This window comes from Methylobacterium sp. NPDC097929 (genome assembly GCF_049543375.1).
GTDB lineage: Bacteria > Pseudomonadota > Alphaproteobacteria > Rhizobiales > Beijerinckiaceae > Methylobacterium.
This window is the reverse complement of record NZ_JBMVEP010000003.1, coordinates 397,369-413,596: the sequence shown is the minus strand read 5'-3', so window position 1 is coordinate 413,596 and position 16,228 is coordinate 397,369. Positions and strand designations below refer to the sequence as shown.

At 69.4% G+C, this 16,228-nt stretch carries 17 protein-coding genes; 10 read left to right on the top strand and 7 right to left on the bottom strand.

From position 1 onward, the window contains the following. Positions 1–240: 240 nt before the first annotated feature. Both ACPCJR_RS12110 and ACPCJR_RS12105 read left to right on the top strand, forming a co-directional pair. Positions 241–1,323, top strand: coding sequence for a YeiH family protein (locus ACPCJR_RS12110; RefSeq protein ID WP_091950946.1), 1,083 nt, complete (start codon positions 241–243; stop codon positions 1,321–1,323). 64 nt (positions 1,324–1,387) lie between these two features. Then, positions 1,388–2,479 carry a molybdopterin-dependent oxidoreductase gene (locus tag ACPCJR_RS12105; protein ID WP_091950944.1) on the top strand — a complete coding sequence of 364 codons (1,092 nt, stop codon included), beginning with the start codon at positions 1,388–1,390 and terminating at the stop codon, positions 2,477–2,479. Positions 2,480–2,493: 14 nt separating this feature from the next. Here the strand turns inward: ACPCJR_RS12105 and ACPCJR_RS12100 are convergent, their stop codons facing one another. The 3 genes from ACPCJR_RS12100 to ACPCJR_RS12090 form a co-directional block, all read right to left on the bottom strand. Further along, the gene (locus ACPCJR_RS12100; protein WP_091950942.1) at positions 2,494–3,378 is read right to left on the bottom strand and encodes a LysR substrate-binding domain-containing protein; all 885 of its coding nucleotides are present in this window, start codon (positions 3,376–3,378) and stop codon (positions 2,494–2,496) included. Between the two features lie 61 nt (positions 3,379–3,439). After that, positions 3,440–4,237, bottom strand: coding sequence for an anti-sigma factor family protein (locus tag ACPCJR_RS12095; protein ID WP_091950940.1), 798 nt, complete (start codon positions 4,235–4,237; stop codon positions 3,440–3,442). Then, positions 4,234–4,743 carry a sigma-70 family RNA polymerase sigma factor gene (locus ACPCJR_RS12090; RefSeq protein ID WP_108939630.1) on the bottom strand — a complete coding sequence of 170 codons (510 nt, stop codon included), beginning with the start codon at positions 4,741–4,743 and terminating at the stop codon, positions 4,234–4,236. Before ACPCJR_RS12090 ends, ACPCJR_RS12095 begins: the two co-directional genes overlap by 4 nt. A 197-nt stretch (positions 4,744–4,940) precedes the next feature. Here ACPCJR_RS12090 and copM point away from each other — a divergent pair, with 197 nt between their 5' ends. Further along, a complete protein-coding gene (copM, locus tag ACPCJR_RS12085; RefSeq protein ID WP_091950935.1) occupies positions 4,941–5,339 on the top strand; it encodes a CopM family metallochaperone in 399 nt (132 codons plus the stop codon). Positions 5,340–5,388: 49 nt separating this feature from the next. Then, on the top strand, positions 5,389–6,828 hold the full coding sequence (locus ACPCJR_RS12080) for a YncE family protein (RefSeq protein WP_108942867.1): 1,440 nt from the start codon (positions 5,389–5,391) through the stop codon (positions 6,826–6,828). A 49-nt stretch (positions 6,829–6,877) separates the two neighbouring features. Here the strand turns inward: ACPCJR_RS12080 and ACPCJR_RS12075 are convergent, their stop codons facing one another. The 4 genes from ACPCJR_RS12075 to ACPCJR_RS12060 all read right to left on the bottom strand — a co-directional run bounded on the left by ACPCJR_RS12075 (position 6,878) and on the right by ACPCJR_RS12060 (position 9,751). Further along, entirely contained in the window at positions 6,878–7,198 is a 321-nt protein-coding gene (locus tag ACPCJR_RS12075; RefSeq protein WP_174804894.1) for a cytochrome c, read from the bottom strand. Positions 7,199–7,211: 13 nt separating this feature from the next. Continuing rightward, positions 7,212–8,423 carry a molybdopterin-dependent oxidoreductase gene (locus ACPCJR_RS12070; RefSeq protein ID WP_108939631.1) on the bottom strand — a complete coding sequence of 404 codons (1,212 nt, stop codon included), beginning with the start codon at positions 8,421–8,423 and terminating at the stop codon, positions 7,212–7,214. 123 nt (positions 8,424–8,546) lie between these two features. Continuing rightward, entirely contained in the window at positions 8,547–9,263 is a 717-nt protein-coding gene (locus ACPCJR_RS12065) for an anti-sigma factor family protein (RefSeq protein WP_091950929.1), read from the bottom strand. Continuing rightward, a complete protein-coding gene (locus tag ACPCJR_RS12060) occupies positions 9,263–9,751 on the bottom strand; it encodes an RNA polymerase sigma factor (protein ID WP_091950927.1) in 489 nt (162 codons plus the stop codon). The genes ACPCJR_RS12065 and ACPCJR_RS12060 overlap by 1 nt, the downstream gene beginning before the upstream one ends. Before the next feature lie 374 nt (positions 9,752–10,125). On the opposite strand from ACPCJR_RS12060, the gene ACPCJR_RS12055 reads away from it, so the two are divergent. From ACPCJR_RS12055 to qatD, 6 genes are all read left to right on the top strand, one after another. Then, positions 10,126–10,323, top strand: a complete 198-nt coding sequence (locus ACPCJR_RS12055; protein WP_162940498.1) for a hypothetical protein — start codon at positions 10,126–10,128, stop codon at positions 10,321–10,323. Continuing rightward, entirely contained in the window at positions 10,302–10,523 is a 222-nt protein-coding gene (locus ACPCJR_RS12050) for a hypothetical protein (protein ID WP_182556145.1), read from the top strand. Before ACPCJR_RS12055 ends, ACPCJR_RS12050 begins: the two co-directional genes overlap by 22 nt. 266 nt (positions 10,524–10,789) lie before the next feature. Beyond that, a complete protein-coding gene (gene qatA, locus ACPCJR_RS12045) occupies positions 10,790–12,778 on the top strand; it encodes a Qat anti-phage system ATPase QatA (RefSeq protein ID WP_108939633.1) in 1,989 nt (662 codons plus the stop codon). A gap of 1 nt (position 12,779) precedes the next feature. Next, positions 12,780–13,658 carry a Qat anti-phage system associated protein QatB gene (gene qatB / locus ACPCJR_RS12040; RefSeq protein ID WP_391516830.1) on the top strand — a complete coding sequence of 293 codons (879 nt, stop codon included), beginning with the start codon at positions 12,780–12,782 and terminating at the stop codon, positions 13,656–13,658. Further along, positions 13,655–15,031, top strand: coding sequence for a Qat anti-phage system QueC-like protein QatC (gene qatC / locus ACPCJR_RS12035; protein WP_108939635.1), 1,377 nt, complete (start codon positions 13,655–13,657; stop codon positions 15,029–15,031). The genes qatB and qatC overlap by 4 nt, the downstream gene beginning before the upstream one ends. A gap of 19 nt (positions 15,032–15,050) precedes the next feature. Continuing rightward, positions 15,051–15,848 (top strand): Qat anti-phage system TatD family nuclease QatD, encoded by a 798-nt coding sequence (gene qatD, locus ACPCJR_RS12030; RefSeq protein ID WP_108939636.1) that lies wholly within the window; start codon positions 15,051–15,053, stop codon positions 15,846–15,848. The last annotated feature ends 380 nt before the right edge of the window (positions 15,849–16,228 follow it).

The window sequence follows — 16,228 nt, the reverse complement described above, 5'->3', positions numbered from 1 at the left end:
TCAACGGTTTCTGTCTCAAGAAACCTAGTCAGCGGTAATCTACAACGTTCCCTGATATCAGCGAAGCCGCAAACTCGGGTTGCCCAATCGACAAGACTGGCTTCAAGCCAAAGCACGACGTTCGTCGTCCCCAGCCAAATCATCGCATCGCGTGATCAAAATGATCGATACGTTCCGTTGGATCGAACGAATGGACGCGGTCATGGTCGTGGCAGATCCAGTCCGCGAGGTGCACGCACCATGCCCGCAGCAGCCTTTCTCCGATCACGCGCTCTTGCCCTGTCTTCCATCCTGCCCGGCCTGAGCCTTTGCCTCGCGGTGACGGGCGCCGCCCTCGGGCTGGAGATGGTCGAGAAGCATATCTTCGGCCGTGCGTGGCTGGAGGCTCTGGTCCTCTCCATCGTGCTGGGCACGGCCGTCCGCACGGCCTGGAACCCTGGTCGGCGCTTCGCTCGCGGTATCGCGTTCGGCGCCAAGACCGTCCTGGAAATCGCCGTCGTCCTGCTCGGCGCCTCGCTCAGCCTCGGGACGCTGCTCGCGGCCGGGCCGGGGCTCCTCGTCGGCATCGCGGTGGTGGTGGCCCTCGCCATTGCGGCGAGCTACGGCATCGGCCGAGTTCTCGGGTTGACCCCGCGCCTGGCCATCCTCGTCGCCTGCGGCAACTCGATCTGTGGAAACTCGGCGATCGCGGCGGCGGCCCCGGTGATCGACGCGGACGGCGAGGACGTCGCCTCTTCCATCGCCTTCACCGCCGTGCTCGGCGTTCTCGTCGTTCTCGGGTTGCCGCTGCTCGTGCCGCTGCTCGGACTCTCACCGATGCAGTACGGTGTGCTCGCGGGGCTCACGGTCTACGCCGTGCCGCAGGTTCTCGCCGCAACCGCCCCGGTGGCCGCCCTCAGCGTCCAAGTCGGCACCCTGGTCAAGCTGGTCCGCGTGCTGATGCTTGGGCCAGTGGTCCTGGCTCTCTCGCTCGGGATTAGCTGGCTGCGCGCGGGGACGGGCGTGACCGTACCGCACCGCACGGCCGGCGAGCGCCCCGCCTCGGGCCGGATGCCGCTGCACCGGCTGGTGCCGTGGTTCATCCTCGCCTTCCTGGCCTTGACGGGTCTTCGCTCCGCGGAGCTCGTTCCCGAAGCGGCTTTGCACCCCATGGCCGCGGCGGCGAACGCGCTGACCATCGTGTCGATGGCGGCCCTCGGCCTCGGCGTCGACGTGCGCAGCGTCGCCAAGGCGGGACCACGCGTCACCCTGGCGGTAGTCGCTTCGCTCGCCGCCCTGACGGCCGTGAGCCTCGGGCTGATCCGCCTGCTCGGCATCGCCTGAAATAGGCCTGCCACCCGGCGCGTATGAGCGCGTTGGAGTCCGACCTTCTGCGATAGAGACACCCATGTCGAGCTTGACCGAGCGTATGGCGCGCCTGATCGTTCATGGGGAGCGCCCCTACAATGCCGAGCCACCGCTGACCCGCCTGCGGGCCCGTTACCGGACCCCTGCGGAAGACTTCTACGTCCGCTCCCACGGCGACCTGCCGGAGATCGACGCCGCCGCATGGCGCCTGTCCGTCGATGGCGCGCATGTCGGTCCCCTCGATCTGTCGCTGGCGGATCTGCGCGCGCGTTTTCCCGAGGCGACCGTCACGGCCACGATGCAGTGCGCCGGCAACCGCCGCGCCGATATGCGGGCGGTCGCCCCAGTCTCGGGCGATCCTTGGGACGGCGGCGCCATCGGGACGGCGGACTGGACCGGCGTCCGCCTCGGCGACGTCCTGCGTGCGGCGGGCGTAGCGCCAGGAGCGAACCTCCACTCGGACCTCCATGTGGCCTTCGAGAGCCAAGATGTGGTGGAGGGACGGCCCTACGGCGTCTCGATCCCGCTCGCCAAGGCGGTCGCCGGCGAGACACTGCTGGCCTTCGCGATGAACGGGGCATCGCTGTTGCCCGAGCACGGCTTCCCCGTGCGGGCCGTCGTGCCGGGCTTCGCGGGCGTGCGCAGCCCGAAATGGCTGAAGCGCATCACGGTGCAGGACCATCCCTCGACCAACCCGATGCAAGCCGACGACTACAAGCTGTTCCCGCCGGACGTGACGGCCGAGACCGCCAATCCCGCGAAAGGCCACACCATCGAAACGATGCCGCTCAACGCCGCGATCTGCGAGCCCGCGCGCGGAGCCCGGCTCAAGGCGGGCGAGACCACCATTCGCGGGTACGCCATCGCGGGAGATCGGGCGATCGTGCGCGTCGATGTCTCGGGCGATGGCGGTCGGTCCTGGCATCAAGCTACGCTGGAACACGAGGCCGGCGCTCCCTTCGCCTGGACGTTCTGGGAGATCGTGCTGGACCTTCCGTCCGGCGAGCGCGACCTCGTGGTGCGCGCCTGGGACAGCGCCGGGCAGACCCAGCCGGCGCGGCCGGACGAGACGTGGAACTTCAAGGGCTACCTCAGCGCCTCCTGGCACCGTGTGTGGGTCGAGGTCGCCTGAAGGGCCGCCCCCCGTCAGGGGGCGGCACGGATCAGGTCGAGCAAGGCGTCGGCGGCGCGACTGCGGTAGCGCTCCTTGTGGCGCAGGACCCGGAAGGTTCGCGTCGGCAGAGCGAAGGGCACGGCGACGAGCGCTCCGGTTCGCAGAGAGGGTCCGACCACCGCTTCGGATAGAACGCTCGCCCCGGCCCCCGCCACGACGGCGGCGAGGACAGCCTCGTTCGACGGCAGTTCGAGGGCAACCGTGAGTGCGTCCGGTGCGATGCCCAGCGCGACGATCGCCGCCTCGAAGGCGGAGCGCGTGCCCGATCCGGGTTCGCGCAGCACCCAGGAGACTGAAGCGAGGTCGGATCGTCCCGACCGCGCGCGTGCGGCCAACGGGTGATCAGGCGCGATGACGAGGATCAGCCGGTCCTCGGCGACCGGAGTGCTCGCGAGGCTGCCGTCCTCGATCGGGCCCTCCACGAAGGCGAGTTCCGCCGTCCCGGCTCGGACCGCCTCGGCGGCTTCGGCGGTGTTGCCGATGCCGAGCCGCAGGACGATGTCGGGATAGGCCGCCCGAAAGGCGACGAGGTGCCGGGGGAGCCAGTGGCTGGCGATGGTCTGGCTCGCCTGGATGGACAGCGTGCCGCGCCGCAAGCCGCTGAGGTCCGCGAGCACCTGTTCGGCCGCCTGGGCGCGGGCGAGCACCGCGCGAGCCTCGCTGAGAAAGACGCCGCCCGCTTCGGTCAGTTCGATGCCCCGGCCGACCCGGTGGAACAACTTGACGGCGTGCCGAGTCTCCAGTGCGCTGATGGCGGCGCTGACCGCCGACTGGACGAGGTTCAGCGCCTCGGCCGCCCGCGTGACGTGCTGGCGCTCGGCAACCGCCACGAAGATGCGCAACTGGTCGAGGGTCATGGCGTCTCGTGCTCGGCGGGGGCCTTGGCCGGCGTGGTCCGGCAGGGTTCGGATACGAGCATCACCGCGCGACTTCGCGCTTGCCCGAGACCTGCGCATCGACCGCCTCGGCGACCCGGAGCAGCCGCGCCTCGTCCGTGCGGGCCGTCACCACGTAGGACATCCCGGCATCGATCCACGAGAAGGCGGCCACGTCGTCGGCGCGGGCGTAGCGGAACACGCCGCGCCCGCCGGTCGGCCCGGCCCGGCTGTACAGGGTCAGGCGGGTGCCCCGGTCGTCGTCGTACATCAGCATCGCCGCCGGCTCGTCTCCGGCGGGGAGCAGGCGCCCGCCCATGAGCCGGAATCCCTGCGCCCGCAGGTCCGGCACGGTGACGGGCCGGCCCAGGCGCGCGCTGAGCCATCGCACGAGGTCGGTCGAGCCGTCGGCGCGGACCTCGACCGGATGGGCGGCCTCGACCACGTAGGTGCGGAAGGCGGAGACGGCCGCCTGCGTCATCGGTTCGGCGTGGGCGCCCGGGCCCGGCACGGCGCCGCGCCCGGCCCACCCGGCCGCGCCGCCGAGGGCGAGCAGGAGCGCCGCCGCCGCCGCGCTCGGCCACCGACGCGGGAGGCGCATCCGGCGCGAGCCTGCGAGGTTCGCGATGCGCAGGCGGGCGGGGATCGGCTCGTCCGCCACGGGCGCGAGGCGCGCCCGCAGGCGTTCCCGCACCTCCCGGTCGGCGGCGACCCGGGCGGCTGCCTCCGGATGCGCGGCGAGCCACGCCTCGACGCGGGCGCGGCGGCCCGGATCGAGCCGTCCGTCCACAAAGGCGTGCAGGTCGTCCTCGCCGACGGGACGCGGGTCGGACGCGGTCATTTCACCCTCCGCAGATGCCCGGTGACGATCGTGGGAGCCCGGTCGAGGAAGGCGCGCAACCGGCCGCGCGCCCGGCTGAGGCGCGACATCACCGTGCCGACGGGGATCGCGAGCACGGCGGCGACCTCGGCATAGGACATGTCCTCGACCGCGACGAGGAGCAGGACGGACCGCTGCTCCTCGGGAAGCGCGGCGATCCCGTCGAGCACGTCCCGCGCGCCCACGGCCGCCTCGGGATCGACCCCGGCCTCCGCGATCTCCATCAGCGCCTCCGGGCCGACCTCGATGCCCCGGCGGCGGCGCACGCCTTCGAGGTAGCGGTTGCGCAGGATCGCGAACAGCCACGCCCGCAGATCGCCCTCGCGGCGCTGCGGCCAGGCGCGGATCGCCCGTTCCAGCGTGTCCTGGACGAGGTCGTCGGCTGCTTCGCGCTGCCGCAGCAGCGCGGTCGCGTAGCGCCGCAGGGCCGGAATCTGCGGTTCGATCAGGACGGCGAGGTCGTCCAAGGGTGGTCTCCGGATCGCGGCTACGGCGATGCCCGTGCCGCCGTTCGGAACAGAGATGCCGGAATTGCCCGAACTATTCCAAGCTTGGCCCCGGCGAGCCGATCACGCATCCGTGACCGCTTGACCGGGAGCGCCGGGGAATATCCCGGCCCGGCCGGCATCTCTCCCCGCGTGACCTCGACACTGCGGGAGAGACCATGCGCGGAGCACCGACGGCGATCCTCATCACCTTGTTCATGGCCGGGGGTGTCCTGGGCGGCGGCATGATGATGCGCGCCGGGCATGCGGAGACCGCCCCCGGCGGCTTCGATGCGATGATGGCCCAATCGATGGCGCGGATGCACGCGGACATGGCGGTGTCGCCGTCCGGCGACCCCGACCGGGATTTCGCCGCCATGATGATCCCGCACCATCAGGGCGCGATCGAGATGGCGAAGGCCGAACTCGCATACGGCCGCGACCCGGTCCTGCGTCGGCTCGCGCAGGGCATCGTCGTCGAGCAGGCGCAGGAGATCGAGGTCATGCGCCGCGCCCTCGCCGAGCGACCGGTCGCGCAGACCCCACCGACGCAGCCGCCGGCCCGCCACCACCACTGAGCGGATCGCCGTCCCCCGTCCCGACCATCAGCGCGAAGAGACCTTCATGATGCGACACCTCATTCCGGCGACCCTGCTGCTCGCCCTCCTCGGCGGGACCGCGCTTGCGGGCCAGGCGCCGGGGCCCGCCTCGGCGCCGGACGTGCCGGTCGGCCCCCGCGACCGGTTCTACACCTCGGACCAGTTCTCCAACACGGTCTCGGTGATCGACCCAGCCGCCAATACGCTCCTAGGCGTGATCCGTCTCGGCGACACGACGCCCGCGAACCTGAGCCCGCTCTATCGCGGCCAGCTCCTGGTCCACGGCATGGGCTTCTCGCCCGACCGCAAGACCCTGCTCGCCGTCTCGATCGGCTCGAACTCGGTCAGCTTCATCGACACCGCCACCAACACTGTGCGCCGCACAACCTATGTCGGCCGCTCGCCGCACGAGGCGTTCTTCACGCCGGATGGGCGCGAGGTCTGGGTCAGCGTGCGCGGCGAGGACTACGTCGCGATCCTCGACGCGGGGACCGGCAAGGAGACGGGCCGGATCACGGTGCCAAACGGGCCCGGCATGACGATCTTCTCGCCCGACGGGCGTTACGGCTACGTCTGCTCCAGCTTCAGCCCCGAGACGGTCGCCATCGACGTGAAGAGCCGCGAGATCGTCGGGCGGATCAAGCAGGAGAGCCCGTTCTGCCCCGACATCGCGGCGACGCCCGACGGCAAGCAGGTGTGGTTCACCCTCAAGGACGTCGGCCGCGTCCAGGTGTTCGAGGCCACGCCGCCGTTCAAGGCGCTCAAGACCATCGAGACCGGACCGATCACCAACCACGTCAACATCGCGCGCACGAAGGCCGGGCAGTTCGCCTACGTGACGATCGGCGGCCTGAACCAAGTGAAGGTGTTCCGCACCGACGACTTCTCGCAGGTCGCGACGATTCCCACCGGCGCGCTCCCGCACGGCCTCTGGCCCTCGGGCGATGGTTCGCGGATCTATGTCGGCCTGGAGAATGCCGACGCGGTCGCGGTGATCGACACCGGCAGCAACGCGGTGATCGCCACCATCCCGATCGGCCAGGGGCCGCAGGGGGTGGCCTACGTCCCGGACGCGGTGTCGGAGGGAGCGGGTGCGCCGAACCTCCAGCCGCTGGGCGCGGCGGGCCAGTCGAGCACGCTGACGCTGGCCGGGCCGGATGGCAAGGCGGCCACGCAGGTCACGCTGTTCGACCAGGGCGTGTTGCAGACCCTGCAGGCGGCGGTGACGGGCCTCACGCCGAAGAAGCCCTACGTGCTGGCCCTCTCGGCCGATCCGAAGGGCGCCGGGCCGCTGGAGCCGCTGGCCGCCTTCATGACGAACCCGGTGGGCGCGGCCATCGTCAACGCCGTGGGCCCGATCCGGCAGGTGACGCAGAACGCGAACGAGGCCGCGCGGCGAAGCCTCGTCATCGTCGAGGGCAAGCCCGGCGAGACCGGCGCGACGGTCCAGACGCAGGCACCGCGCTGACGGGACGAGGGGGGCGGTCGCCGGACCGCCCCATGTTTCCAGCCGCGCCTCAGTAGGTGTCGGCGAGGTAGGCGGCGATGGCCTTGGCCTGCGCCGCGTCGATCGGCGCGTGGTAGACCTTGACCATCTTGGTCACCTCGGACTCCCAGAAGGCCGCGCCTTTGCCGGGCGGCTGCATCGCGATGTAGTCCACCGAATGGCAGACGAGGCAGTTCGCCTGGGCCGCCTCGAAGCCCTCCGCGTGCGTGCCGGCCTTCGGCGCCCGCAGCTCCGCGGTCGGCTCCGGCACCGCGTAGGATTTCGGGGCGGCGAGGGCCGCGCCGGTGGCGAGGGCAAGCGCCGCCGTCAGGGCGAGGGTGGTGCGGGTCATCGTCGTCACTCCCTCAGGCCGCGCGCACGCGGGTGGTCTCGACCACGTTGCGCAGGTACCCGGCCGGGTTCCAGCGCGGCTCCATCGGCTGGCTCGCCCCGTCGTTGGCGGTTGCCCGCACCCGGATCGCGTGCGCCCCCTGCGACAGCTCCGCGTCGAGGGTCCAGGGCCGGAAGGCGTAGGGGCCGAGATCCTGCCCGAGCCGCGCTTCCGCCCAGGTCTTGCCGTCGTCGGTCGAGACCGCCACCGACTTGATTCCCGAGCCACCATCGAAGGCGATGCCGCGCAAGGGCGTGCGCCCGGCCTTCACGTCCGCCCCGTCGGTCAGGTTGGTGAGAAAGGAGCGCACGGTGAAGCGGTTGATCGGCACGGTCTTGTCCGCCGCCTTGCCGGGTTGCGTGCAGGCGCAGTCGTTGTCGGGGATGCGATAGGCCTTCTGCATCCAGAAGCCGTCGAAGGGTTTGTCGAGCACGCTGATGCTCTCCAGGTGCTTGACCCAGTAGGTGCCGTAGAATCCTGGCACGACGAGGCGCAGGGGATAGCCGTTGAGCCAGGGCAGATCCTGCCCGTTCATGCCCCAGGCGAGCATCACCTGCCCGTCGCGGGCGTGGTCGAGCTTGAGCGACTTGGCGAAGTCCGGCGTCTCCGGGATCACCGGGCCGTCAAGGCCGGTGAAGGCGACCTCGACGGCGCCCGCCTTCACCCCGGCCTTGTCGAGCACCGCCTTCAGCGGCACGCCGGTCCATCGGGCGCAGCCCATCGCCCCGTTGGCGAGCTGCCCGCCGGCCATGCGCGGTTCGAAGAAGCCGCGAGAGTTGCCCGAGCACTGATTGACCGCGACGATCTCGGTCGTCGGCATCGCCTTCAGGTCGGCGAGCGAGAGCGAGACCTCCTTCTCGACATGGCCCTTGATCGCGACCCGGTAGGTCTCGGGGTCGATCTCGGTCGGGATGTCGGCGAGGTGGTAGCGCACGAAGAACGCGTCGTTGGGCGTGATGGCGCCCTCGTCGAACACCGAGAACGGGGTCTCCAGTTGCGGCGGGCGCGCGGTCATCTGGAGCAGCGGGCGCTTGCCCGGATAGGCCACCAGGGGCCGCTCGCCGTTGCCGAAGGGCAGCGTGGTGGTGTCGCCCGCGAGTGCCCGCAACGACGCGAAGCTGCCGCCGCCGAGGCCCGCCAGGGCGGTGAGACCCGCCCGCCTGATGAGATCGCGTCTGTCGAGCATCCGATTCCTCCCCGGTTTCGCGCGTGACTCCGGCGACCGGGCCCGCGACGTGCGGAGGAGGAGACGCACGTCGCCCCCGGTCTATTCGCGGCGGGTCGAAATAAATTCCGCGGCCCGCGCCGGTCAGCCGGTGCAGGGGCGTTCAGAGAGGCCGGTGGCCCGGTCCAGGGCGAGCCGCAGGCGGTCCGTCTTGGTCGGTTCGGTGAGGAGCACGGCCGCCTCGGCCAGCAAGGCGAAGCGCTCGGCCGGCACCGTCTCGGACAGGAGGACATAGCGGCGCCCCTTGCTGTCCCAGCGCGCCACACGCAGGTCGCGGTCCCCTTGCGCGATCTCGAGTCCGGCCTGCCCGCGCGACGGCCTGCTCCAGACGGCGAGCCGGCAGCCGTGACGCCCCTCGTAACCGGCAAGCCGGCCAGCCGAACCGTCACCCTCGGACAGGTAGACCAAGCGGAAGCCCGCCGCCCCGAGATCGAGGGGGAAGCCGTTCAGGCCGCCCGCGGGCTGCATGGCGTTCGCGGGTGCGCCCGCCGCACTCCAGGCCATGAAGGCCGCGCGCGCGGCGTCGGCCGGCGGGCGAGACGACGGGGCCAGCCAGCCGGTGCCGACGAGGACGACCAGGGCCGCGGCGCACGCCCATCCGAGGGAGGCGCGGGCCATCGGCGCGCGCGGGGGCGGCACGACCGCAGCCTTCACCTCCCGTTTCACCCCCTGCTTCAGCCGGGTCAGGGTCGCGACCCGCGCGGCCAGGACCGGATCGCGGGCCAGCGTCTCCGCGACCGCGCGCCGGTCCTTCGCATCAAGTTCCCCATCGACGTAGGCATTGAGGGTCTCCCAGCGCATCACGGCCCCTCGCTCCCATCGGACGGCTCGGCGATCCGGTGCAGCATGATCCGCCTCGCCCTGTGCAGACGGCTCATGACCGTGCCGACGGGAATGCCGAGCCGTTTGGCGGTCTCCCGGTAGCTCAGGCCTTCGACGTCCACGCAGGTCACGACCTTTCGGCAGGGTGCATCGAGGGTGGCGAAAGCCTGGCGCACGGCGATGGCCTCAATCAGGCGGTCGTCGAACCCTTCGTCGGGCCAATCCACGAGATCGTCCTCGCGGCGGGTCCGGTTCCGGCGGAGCCGATCGATCCAGGCGTGGCGCACGATCCGGAACAGGTAGGCGCGGGCCGCCCGCGGTTCGCTCGGCGTCGTCCCCGTCGAGAGCGCCTTGAGGGCGCTCTGCTGCATCAGGTCGCGCGCGGCGTCGGGCTCCCGCGTCAGCGTCAGCGCGTAGCGGAACAGGCGCGGCCACGCTTCGACGAGGTGCTCACCGATGGACCGCATCCTGATGTGTCATCCTCCCCGCACTCCATAGCACATCGATGCATGTCCACACAGAGTCGCAACGGTCGTCGATGGTTGTGGATGTCGGGAGGCCTTACACCTCTGCAGCGCTACTCGGAGCGTTGCTGTTGCTGAACAATCGATTGCAAGCTCGTATGTCTGCTTTCAGGCATTGTGAGGATGCGGTTTTAAGACCGGGGTGGGCGCGAAGCTGAATGTCCGGTTCCGGGTATCGAGTTGATGTCCGCTCATGGCGCGAAGCCGAACGAACTAAGGTGTGACTTCTACATGAAGGCGGCCTCCGTGGTTGGCGGATCGCGCGGCGCGGGCGCAGAGACCGGTTCCGGGGCGGCCGCCTGCGCGCCGGCCCTGAGGTGGTCGACCTCGGCCTGGTGCGCAGCGGCCTTGGCCTCTATCAGGTTGGCATGAGCAAGGGTGTCGTCGCGGAGATGCTCGTTCGCCTCTTGCTCGTTGGCAGCAAGGTCAGCCTTGGAGAAGCGCTAATTGGCCTGCTCGATGTGCGCCTGCTCAAGATAAGACCTATCCAGGCATGCGTGTCCCCAGGCCGCTGATGCTCCGGCCGCACCTGAACGACACCAGCAGCCACGATCTTGCCGCCGAGACTCTGGCCCTGACCAAGATGAACTGGAACTCGACCCAGTTCGACGGTGCTTCTCCCATAACCCTGCAGGCTGCCCGGCGGGTCGGGCGCATCCTCAAGCACGTCCCCCAAGGTTTCGACGTCCAGGGCGACTACCGCTACTTCATCTGACACGACCGAGGGTGCAAAGCCTGTAAAAGGTGTCGCTTCCCCTAGCGGCGAGGCGACCTGCATGAACTACGTGGCCATCCATCGAACACCACGTCCGCACGCCCGAGCAGACCCCGCTCGCCGTACCCAAGAGCCACTATCGGCCAAGGCGGAACAAAAGGTGATTTTGACATGCAACCTTAACGTTTCATAAGTCGTTAAACCCTTCGACACGCTCACCCATTGTTGGCCGCCCGAAAAGGCCCAGGCTGAGCGAGGGGGATGCAATGACGGCAGCATCGACGCCATCTCTCGGCTACCTGAGCGACGTCGAAACCAAGGTCGACCTACTCAATAACGAGGCCATCGCCAAGACCATCGTCCGCTTAATCAGCGAGAAGTCGGAGCACGCGATCTCCGTGGGCGTTCACGGCGATTGGGGTGCCGGCAAGTCCAGCGTCCTGGAGATGGTCGCAGATGGGCTATCGAAGGATGGGAAGGTCCTCTGCCTCAAGTTCAACGGCTGGCAGTTCCAAGGCTTCGAAGACGCCAAGATCGCCCTGATCGAAGGGGTGCTCCTGGGCCTCATCGAGAACCGGTCCCTCTGGTCGAAGGCGACGGACGAGGTCAAGGAAGCCCTCAAGAGCGTCGACAAGCTCAAGCTCGCGAAGAAGGCGGGCACCCTGGCCTTCACCGCTGTCACCGGCATCCCGGCATTCGGCTTCGACGAGCTGCTGGGCTCGGCGGTCGAGTGGGTGAAGGAGAAGGCAACGAACAGCGAGGAGCGCGATCAGGCCCTTAAGGAGATCCAGGACCTCAGGAAGGAGGGTGGCGACGAGGAGAAACCCGAAGGGAGGTTCGAGAAGGGCTACAGCGTCCCGAAGGAGATCGGCGACTTCCGGAAGTCCTTCAAGAAGCTGATCGCGAAGGCCGGGATCGAGCGGCTGGTCGTGCTGGTGGACGACCTCGACCGGTGCCTCCCCGCGACCGCCATCGAGACCCTAGAGGCGATCAGGCTCTTCGTGTTCCTCGACAAGACCGCGTTCATCGTGGGCGCCGACGAGGGCATGATCGAGTACGCCGTCCGCAAGCACTTCCCCGACCTGCCCGACAACCAACCCGCCAACGGCTATTCGCGCGCCTACCTGGAGAAGCTGCTTCAGGTGCCGTTCAGGATCCCGGCCCTCGGCGACACCGAGACCCACATTTACGTGACGCTTCTCCTAGTCGGCGGGACCCTGGGCGAGAATGCGCGCGAGTTCGGCGCCCTGATGGCGCTGGGCCGGGATGCACTCTCCAAGCCCTGGGACACCGAGGTCTTCACGCCGGAGGCCGTCAGGACCGCGCTGGGAGCCACTTACGACCGAGTTTCCGAGGTCGTACTCACCGCCGACCAAATCAGCCCGGTCTTATCCGCGGGGACCAAGGGCAATCCCAGGCAGGTCAAGCGCTTCCTGAACGCGTTGACGCTCCGGCTGGAGGTGGCGAGGGCGCGGAACTTCGGCGACGCGATCAGCCAGTCGCACCTCGCCAAGCTGATGCTGGCGGAACTCTACCTGCCTGAGGCCGTGTTCTCTCACATCGCGACGACCGCGGCGAATGCCCGCGACGGCATCTGCCCCGAGCTCGCCGAGATCGAGGCGTTCGCGGACGGTGAAGGCGATGCCAGGCCCCCGGCCGGCGCAAGTGGAGACGGGGGCGACGACAGGACCGGCTCGATCGTGGCCGACTGGAAGATGCGCCCCGAGGTCATCCGTTGGGCGAAGGTGAAGCCCGCCCTGGGCGCCACCTCCCTGAAGCCGTACCTGTTCGTCATCAAGGACAGGAAGAACTTCGTCTCCGGCTCGGCCCCTCTTCCGGAGAAGCTGCGCAAGCTCGTGGCCAAGCTCTCGTCGGGGGAGATGGCCGCGCAGTCCGCCGCCGCCGAGGTCAGGACCTTGGCGCCGCCGGAGGTCAGCGAGGTCTTCAGGGAACTGAGGGCGCGGGTGATCTCATCGAGCTCCCTAGAGCAGAAACCGGATGCCTTCCACGGGGTCGCCGTGCTCACGACCGAGCACGCCGGCCTACAGGCCCAATACGTCGAGATGCTCAACGACCTGCCGGTGGACAAGCTCGGCTTTTGGGCCGCGACGGGCCACACCATGGTGAAGGAAGAGCGGGTCAAGGAGAGGCTTCGGGCGCTGCTCACGCGCTGGGCGGCTTCCAGCAACCTTCGGCTGAAGCGGGCGGCGGCCACCGCCCTGGCACCTCCGAGGGCTGCGAGAAGGGGGGCTTGAGGTGGGCACCTCCACGCCCTTCGGGGGCGGCAAGAACGGGAATCCCCTGATCCCGAGTTGGGTCGAGGGAGGCGCCGGCGGTAGCGACGCGGGAGGAGCCGGGCCCGCCCCGTCGGGAGCGGGCGGCCCTCCCCCCGGCGCAGGCGAGCCAGGACCGGGCCAGCCGCAACAGGGTAAGGACCCACCCCTTCGCTACACCGGCCCGCGGTCGAGTTTCACCTGGTTCACGAAATCCGGCGGGAGCGACCGGCGGGCGCTCGGCAGGGCCGTGTCCTCCTACGTGAAGCGGACGGGCGGCGGAGCGACCTCGACGTCGCGGCGGATGGCGGCGGAGCGTTCGGCGGTATCCAGCCTGGCCGACGTGCTGTCTCGGGCCTCCGCGGCGCCGGGAGGCATCCGCGAGGTCGTCCGCACGCTCAACTTCGGCGATCTGGCCGACCGCCCGATCCAGGACATCTACGCCGCGCTCGTCGACCACATCTGTCCACCGGACGGTGACCTGGACGACGCCCACGCCCGTGAGGCTTACCTTGAAGCGGTGAACGAGGTCATGCAGGACCAGCCGCCCGACTTGGAGAAACCGTCGGCCGAGACGGTCAAGGACATCGTCGGCAAGTTCATCGCCAATGCCGTCAACCAGCGCATCGTCACGGCCATCGGCACGGGCATGATCACTCTGCCGGCGAACCCCGACGAGATCCGCGCCGTCGAGAAGGGGCTCAAGGACTTCGTCCGCGGCTGCGTCGCCGAGGCGATGGAGGAGTTCGGCGGGGACTTCCGCGAGGCGGACCTGAGGCCGGAGATCGACGCCATCTTCGAGCGTGCCGCGGAGGTTCTCGGCGACCGGGGCGATGAGGCAGCCGAGGGGGCGGACGAATGACGCGACACGCGCTCGTGGGGCATTTCGGCCCCTCCGACCAGTATGATCCCCCGGTCGAGGACGGCGTGGCCCATGCCCGGCTCGATCTGGTGAATGGCAACCGACAGCTCCAGCACAGCATTGGCCAAGCCCTCGACGACCTGCGGGAATTGCGCGTGAGGCCGACCGAGGTCGGGGTCGACCTCATGGTGGTGGCCGTGCTGGTTCACGCCCTCGACACCCGCGTCAGCCGGGCGGCCAACGCGCAGGACGCGTGGACCCGCGAGTTGCGGCTGGAGGTTCCAGTGTCCGATCCCGCCCGATGGCAAGCTGCTGCACCTGTGCTGGAGGGGATGCTGCGCTTCCTGACGGGCGACCATTGGGAGGCGCGCTTCCGTCCCCGGCCGCAAGCGTTCGCCAGCGTCTCACCCGCCGCCCTTCCGAACGTCGATGCCCCCGACTTCGATGGCGTCTCCCTTTACTCGGGCGGCCTCGATAGCCTGATCGGGGCCTTGGACACCCTGGCCGGACATGCCCACCCGCTCTTCGTGAGCCACCGGGGAGACGGCGCTGTCAGTGGCCCACAGGGAGCGCTGTTCCAGGCGATGGTGGACGCCGTCGCAGGGGCACGGCCCACGAACCGGAAGGGGCCGCTGACAGGGCTGCGGTACTCGCTGGCCTTCAAGCGTGGGCTGATCGCCGGCAGCGAGGACTCGACGAGGGGGCGGTCGTTCCTGTTCCTTGCGCTAGGTGCATTCGCGGGCTCCGGGCTCACGGGGCCATTCGACATCCGCATCCCGGAGAACGGACTGATCGCACTGAACGTGCCGCTCGACCCCACGCGGATAGGCTCCAACAGCACGCGGACGACGCACCCGTATTACCTTCGCCGCTGGAACGACCTCCTGCGTGCCGTGGGTATCCCGGGCACCGTCACGAACCCGTATTGGGATTGTACGAAAGGCGAGATGGTGGCGGGATGCGCCATGCTTGGCATCCTGCGGGACCTGATACCGCTCTCGGTCTCGTGTGCGCATCCCTCGGTCAAGCGGTTTAACCGAGATGGCAAGAACCATTGCGGCACCTGCGTCCCATGCATCATCCGGCGGGCCGCCATCGAGGCGGCCCTTGGCACCGGGAACGACCCGACTGGATACCGCTGTGAGGACCTCACCGCCCAACCGCTCTCGGCGAAGAAGAAGGATGGAAAGCAGATCCGCGGGTACCAGTACGCACTCGACCGGCTTTCCCGCGACCCGGGGCTTTCCCGCATCCTCGTCCATAAGCCGGGGCCGCTGCGCGAGGATGTCGCGAACCTCGACGGACTGATCGGCGTCTACGAGCGTGGTATGAGGGAGGTCGGTCGCCTGCTGCAGGGCGTCACAACCTCCTAGCGACGATGCCGGAACGAACGTGACGGGGCGCCTGATCGACTTCCACTGCCACTTGGACCTCTACCCGGACTTCGAGAGGTTGGTCGCGGAGTGCGACCGCGAGGGCGTCTACACCCTCGCGGTGACCACGACGCCTGCCGCCTGGCGGCGGAACCGCGACCTCGCCGCGACCACCAGATACGTCCGAGCCGGGCTCGGTCTCCACCCGCAACTCGTAGAGGAGCGGTGGCGGGAAATCGACGTCTGGGAACGCCACCTGCCCGAGGCCCGCTATGTCGGCGAGGTCGGGCTCGACGCAAGCCCCCGCCACTACCGCAGCCTCGACCGGCAGAAGGACGTGTTCGGGCGCATCCTGAAGGCATGCGCCTCGGAGGGCGGGAAGATCCTCTCGGTCCATTCCGTGCGAGCCGCGCGCCAAGTGCTCGAAATGGTCGAGGAGCACCTGCCGCCCTCAAAAGGGACGGTCATCCTCCACTGGTTCACGGGCTCCGTGGCCGAGGCCGCACGGGCCGCCGGCCTCGGCTGCTTCTTCTCGGTCAACAGCGAGATGCTAGCGACCGAACGGGGGCGGAAGCTGGTTAGGGGCCTTCCGGCCGACAGGCTGTTGACGGAGACCGACGGCCCTTTCACGGCCGAGGGCGGCCAACCCCGTCGGCCCTCCGACGTCGAGCGCGCGGTCACCAGGCTGGCTGAGGCACTTCAAGTTCCAATCGAGGAATGCCGTGTGAACCTCCTGGTCAACCTGAAGGCACTTTCATCGGGTAGCCCCACCAACGCACAGGTTCGCTCCGAAGGTGCCACTGCGAAGCTCGCCTGACGGCTTTCGGGCTACGGTCGCGCCGTCACCGCGCGGCGTCGATCCACGCGACCTCAGGACGTCACGGCAGCGCACCAACCCTGGGGTGACGCGCCACCCCCGGGGGGGGGGCCGTCCGGTCCCTTAGCTACGCATCAGCCTGCGGAAGCGGTCGCGCCGCCAGCGCTCGGCGTCAATCCGCTCGGCCATGAAGGCGTCAATCGCACGCGCCCACGCGTTAACGGCCTTGGTCAGGCCCCGCACCGCGGCCTGCGAGTTCCCGTGCAGTGCCTCCTCATGCCGGTCGCACATCTCCTCCGAGATCGCGCCTCCCGTGAGCTTGACGGACCGGGCAGGACGAAGACCTCGGCGAACGGCGGCGGCTCCTTGAGGAAGCCCAA

Bases quoted from the DNA above. Each gene is read 5' to 3' on its own strand.
- ACPCJR_RS12110 (WP_091950946.1), top strand. From the start codon at position 241: ATGCCCGCAGCAGCCTTTCTCCGATCACGCGCTCTTGCCCTGTCTTCC.
- ACPCJR_RS12105 (WP_091950944.1), top strand. From the start codon at position 1,388: ATGTCGAGCTTGACCGAGCGTATGGCGCGCCTGATCGTTCATGGGGAG.
- ACPCJR_RS12100 (WP_091950942.1), bottom strand. From the start codon at position 3,378: ATGACCCTCGACCAGTTGCGCATCTTCGTGGCGGTTGCCGAGCGCCAG.
- ACPCJR_RS12095 (WP_091950940.1), bottom strand. From the start codon at position 4,237: ATGACCGCGTCCGACCCGCGTCCCGTCGGCGAGGACGACCTGCACGCC.
- copM (WP_091950935.1), top strand. From the start codon at position 4,941: ATGCGCGGAGCACCGACGGCGATCCTCATCACCTTGTTCATGGCCGGG.
- ACPCJR_RS12080 (WP_108942867.1), top strand. From the start codon at position 5,389: ATGCGACACCTCATTCCGGCGACCCTGCTGCTCGCCCTCCTCGGCGGG.
- ACPCJR_RS12075 (WP_174804894.1), bottom strand. From the start codon at position 7,198: ATGACCCGCACCACCCTCGCCCTGACGGCGGCGCTTGCCCTCGCCACC.
- ACPCJR_RS12070 (WP_108939631.1), bottom strand. From the start codon at position 8,423: ATGCTCGACAGACGCGATCTCATCAGGCGGGCGGGTCTCACCGCCCTG.
- ACPCJR_RS12065 (WP_091950929.1), bottom strand. From the start codon at position 9,263: ATGCGCTGGGAGACCCTCAATGCCTACGTCGATGGGGAACTTGATGCG.
- ACPCJR_RS12060 (WP_091950927.1), bottom strand. From the start codon at position 9,751: ATGCGGTCCATCGGTGAGCACCTCGTCGAAGCGTGGCCGCGCCTGTTC.
- ACPCJR_RS12050 (WP_182556145.1), top strand. From the start codon at position 10,302: ATGCGTGTCCCCAGGCCGCTGATGCTCCGGCCGCACCTGAACGACACC.
- qatA (WP_108939633.1), top strand. From the start codon at position 10,790: ATGACGGCAGCATCGACGCCATCTCTCGGCTACCTGAGCGACGTCGAA.
- qatC (WP_108939635.1), top strand. From the start codon at position 13,655: ATGACGCGACACGCGCTCGTGGGGCATTTCGGCCCCTCCGACCAGTAT.